Origin of the sequence: Gloeomargarita sp. SKYB120 (assembly GCA_025062155.1) — a bacterium.
Taxonomy (GTDB): Bacteria; Cyanobacteriota; Cyanobacteriia; order Gloeomargaritales; family Gloeomargaritaceae; genus Gloeomargarita.
On sequence record JANXAM010000060.1, the window covers coordinates 1 to 4,085 of the forward strand.

The window sequence follows — 4,085 nt, forward strand, 5'->3', positions numbered from 1 at the left end:
GGCGCCGTGCGGACCGACGTCCCATTAATCATAATCCGACCGGATTTGAGCTGGGCGTAAGTCACCAACCCAAAGGTGGGCCGCACCCGCCGGGGAATTGCAAAATCCACCACCGGTACCACAATGTCCTCATCCTGAACAGCACAAGCCTCGATGACCTGCTCATCCAGCACGGGAAACGGCACCCCCACTCCCAGGTACAACGACGGGCCGTAGTGCTTGAAAAAACAGCCTCGCACCCAGCGACTATCCATCTGGTGGGCATCCCCGATGAGGGCAACCGTAGCGGCTGGGCCGATAGGGATACGATTGGGCAACCGTTTTTGCAACGGGAAATGCTGGGTGCCCTCCCAGGCGATATACCCCACCCCGCCGCCCAAGAAAATCCGGGTGCCAATGCCCACACACCGCAAATCCGGGTCGTTCAACAGGGGCGAGAGTGCGCCTCCACAGGCATAGACCGCGTTGCCCAACTGGGGCAGTAACGGCCCGAGATAGGTGTAGAGCGTCCGGTCACCGCCGTTGACCCCCACGATGAAGTTCTGGTACAGATTGCGGGGGTTGTAGAGGTAGAACTGGTTGATGGTGTCCTTGCGGATGCGGGTCTCCAAGCTGGCGCGGGGGTAGCAGTCAGTAGCATAACCAGTGGCCTTGAGGGTGACCGCCTGCCCTGCAATCAAATCGGCAATCACGTGGCCGCCACCCCGCTCGCTTCCCTCCAGTTCACTGGGTTGCGATGCCCCGATGACCACATCCACTGCCCCAAACCCCGTGTAGGCCGGCACGCCATCTAGCCAACAGCGCTGGAGTTTGATGGGGGGGTCAGTTTGCCCCAGGTTCAAAATGGCGCCTGAGGCCTCCATTGGCTCGAAGGTTCCCGTCGTAATGACATCTACTGTACGGGCGCAGCGAGCAATCCCCCATTCCTTAACCCTGGCTTTGAGTTCCGCCGCTGTCCAAACAACGGCTGCGCGCGCTTGGATTTTGGCGTTAATCTCGGCCAGGGTGCGTTGAACCATTACTCCGTTGCCGGCGCCAGTTCATCCTCCTCAGTGCTACCCCGTTGCCGTCCGCGCGTCAAGGCATTGTACAGCATAATGCCAATGGCTTTGATGAGATTGCCTTCCAACTCACGGAACATTTGCATATTCAGCCCAAAGGCATGATTGGCTTCTTGGACAATCGCCTCTACCGTTGCCGCGTCCACCGGCAGGCTGTCGAGCGTGCGGCGATAGTGGGCTTTGAAGGCTTTTTCGTCGGGAATTTGCTCAAACCGGTAAAAGGCCACCCCCTCCTCCCCCAAGTTCATGGCATTTTGGGCGATTTTCTTTAAGAGTTGGCCGCCGGACAGGTCTCCGAGGTAGCGCGTGTAGGCATGGGCCACTAGCAACTCTGGTTGCGTCTCAGCCACCGTCTCGATGCGCTGCACATAGGTCTGACCAGCAGGGGAGAGTTGGATTTCCTCGCGCCACTGGGGGCCGTAGTAAAACGCCAGGTCTTTCTCCAGCGCTGGTTGTCGCACCAATTCGGGGAAATAGATGGGACCAACTACCGGATGTTGCCGGTGCCGGGCCATGGCCGCCTCCAACGCGCCGTAAACAAAATAAAAATTGGCCACCAGTTTGCGATAGGACTGCTTTTCCACCACTCCTTTGAGAAAACACCGGACAAAGCCGACATTCTCTGCCATGGTGTGGGCTTTCTTGGTGCCTTCCCGTAAGGCCAACGCCAATTGACTACTCATAATTAAACATCCGCTATGATGTGAACAAGAACCACTACTGGATACGTATCACAGCTCTCCCCCATTAACTAAACATAAAGCCTGAGGCGATGTCTTACCGTTAAAAATCATTAAGGATGCAGGCGACGACTATCTTACAGTGCGGTCATCCCCTCCTCCGCCAGCCAGCTCAACCGGTTACAGACGTGGGCCATCCACAGGTACAGGCTCTGGCAGAGGACTTGGTCCGGGTTTGCCAGGACGCTCGGGGGGTAGGGTTAGCTGCGCCGCAAGTCGGGGTACCGTGGCAGATGATAGTAGTGGCATCACGGCCCAACCCCCGCTATCCCCATGCGCCCTTGATGGAACCCCTGGTGATGATCAACCCCGAAATCGTGGCGATGGACGGTGAACCGGTGTGGGGCTGGGAAGGGTGTTTGAGTGTACCCAATCAACGTGGTTTAGTGGCGCGGGTGCCCTGGGTGCAGGTGCGATATGTGAACGTGCAGGGCGAAGAAATGACCCAGGAATTTAGCGATTTTGTGGCGCGGATTGTCCAGCATGAGTACGACCATCTCCAGGGGAAACTATTTTTGGACCGTCAACCGCAACGACTCTTGAGCGAAGCGGAATATCAAGCCCAGATAGTGAACGCCTGATCCCAAAAAATTTCTGTGGTTCAATTGGCCCCCCATCGAACCTGTGCGATAGTAACCTCAATCTCCAAACGTGTGGCCTATGTGCCTGGGATCAGCCTATGGTTTCCCCCTTTGTACTGGCGTTGTTTATCTTTGTCCTGGCAGCATTTGCTGGGTTTGAGGTGATTAACAAAGTGCCACCGACGCTCCACACCCCGCTCATGTCTGGTTCCAATGCGATTTCGGGAATTGCCGTGGTGGGAGCGATTCTGCTGGCAGGTCATGCAGACGATGGACTGAGCCAAGTGTTGGGCATTCTAGCCATTGCGCTGGCGACTGTGAACGTAGTGGGGGGATTCCTGGTCACCGACCGGATGTTGCAAATGTTCAGGAGATAAATAACTGTTGTCCGTTGTAAGTGGGACGCTGCCTATGGATGTCGCTGCCTTATTGCCGACTGTGATTGAATTGACCTATCTAGTAGCTGTTTCCCTCTTCATTGTGGGGATTAAAAAATTAGGTTCGCCGGCGACGGCACGGATGGGCAATCGCTGGGCGGCGCTGGGGATGCTGCTGGCAATAGCGGCGACATTACTGCAACAGGGAATTTTGCACTACAACCATATTCTGCTGGGACTGCTGGTTGGGTCAGTGGTGGGTGCTTGGTTGGCCTATCGAGTGGAAATGACCGCCATGCCCCAGATGGTTGGCCTGCTGAATGGTCTCGGCGGCGCAGCGTCGGTGCTGATTGCCACGGGGGAATTCTGGCGCAGTGTCCTCGCAGGCGTGGCGTTGCCCAAGGCGGCGTTGGTCTCGACGGTGTTGGGGGTGATCATTGGCGGCGTCACCTTTACCGGTAGCCTCATTGCCTTTGCGAAGCTCCAGGGTTGGATGACGGGACAACCAGTGGTTTTGCCGGGGCAACGGTGGCTCTCAGCGGGAACGCTGGCAGCAACGTTGGGAGCAGGATTGGTGCTATGGCCGGCGCCGTTACAGCTAGGGGCGTTTGGAATCGTGCTGGTTTTGTCGCTAGCGCTCGGAGTTTTATTTGTCCTGCCGGTGGGAGGGGCGGATATGCCCGTGGTGATTTCCCTGTTGAACTCGTTTTCGGGGCTAGCGGCGGCAGCAGCAGGTTTTATCGTCCTCAACGATGCTCTAGTGGTGTCTGGCGCTTTGGTGGGTGCATCGGGCTTGATTTTGACCCAAATTATGTGCAAAGCCATGAACCGCTCCTTGGCGAACGTATTATTCGGCGCGCTAATGGCGCAACAGGCAGGCGAAGCAGGCGGAGTGACTGCTGTCAAGGGAGTGATCCGGCGGATCGACGAGGAGGAAACGGCCATGATGCTGGCCTACGCCCGGTCAGTGGTGATTGTGCCGGGGTACGGAATGGCAGTGGCCCAAGCTCAGCACGCATTGCGGGAATTGGCGGATGCCCTCGAGCGGCGGGGGGTGGAGGTGAAATACGCGATTCATCCGGTAGCCGGACGCATGCCAGGACACATGAACGTATTACTGGCTGAAGCCAACGTCCCCTACACTCAGCTCTATGACATGGAGGCCATCAACCCAGAGTTTGAACATACGGACGTGGTGCTAGTGGTGGGGGCCAACGACGTGGTGAATCCGGCAGCGCGGCATGATAAGCATAGTCCTATTTACGGGATGCCTATTCTGGAAGTGGATAAAGCCAAACGAACCATCGTGATTAAACGCAGTATGAA

At 56.9% G+C, this 4,085-nt stretch carries 5 protein-coding genes; 3 read left to right on the forward strand and 2 right to left on the reverse strand.

From position 1 onward, the window contains the following. Window positions 1-1,019: homocysteine biosynthesis protein (locus NZ705_12300; protein MCS7293725.1), on the reverse strand; the 1,019-nt coding region annotated here is incomplete at its 3' end. Continuing rightward, window positions 1,019-1,744 carry a heme oxygenase (biliverdin-producing) gene (locus NZ705_12305; GenBank protein MCS7293726.1) on the reverse strand — a complete coding sequence of 242 codons (726 nt, stop codon included), beginning with the start codon at window positions 1,742-1,744 and terminating at the stop codon, window positions 1,019-1,021. The genes NZ705_12300 and NZ705_12305, both read right to left, overlap by 1 nt. Before the next feature lie 116 nt (window positions 1,745-1,860). On the opposite strand from NZ705_12305, the gene def reads away from it, so the two are divergent. The 3 genes from def to NZ705_12320 form a co-directional block, all read left to right on the forward strand. Further along, window positions 1,861-2,382, forward strand: coding sequence for a peptide deformylase (def, locus tag NZ705_12310; protein MCS7293727.1), 522 nt, complete (start codon window positions 1,861-1,863; stop codon window positions 2,380-2,382). 98 nt (window positions 2,383-2,480) lie between these two features. Then, window positions 2,481-2,759, forward strand: a complete 279-nt coding sequence (locus NZ705_12315) for an NAD(P) transhydrogenase subunit alpha (GenBank protein MCS7293728.1) — start codon at window positions 2,481-2,483, stop codon at window positions 2,757-2,759. A gap of 34 nt (window positions 2,760-2,793) precedes the next feature. After that, a partial coding sequence (locus NZ705_12320; GenBank protein MCS7293729.1) for an NAD(P)(+) transhydrogenase (Re/Si-specific) subunit beta occupies window positions 2,794-4,085 on the forward strand: 1,292 nt, incomplete at its 3' end.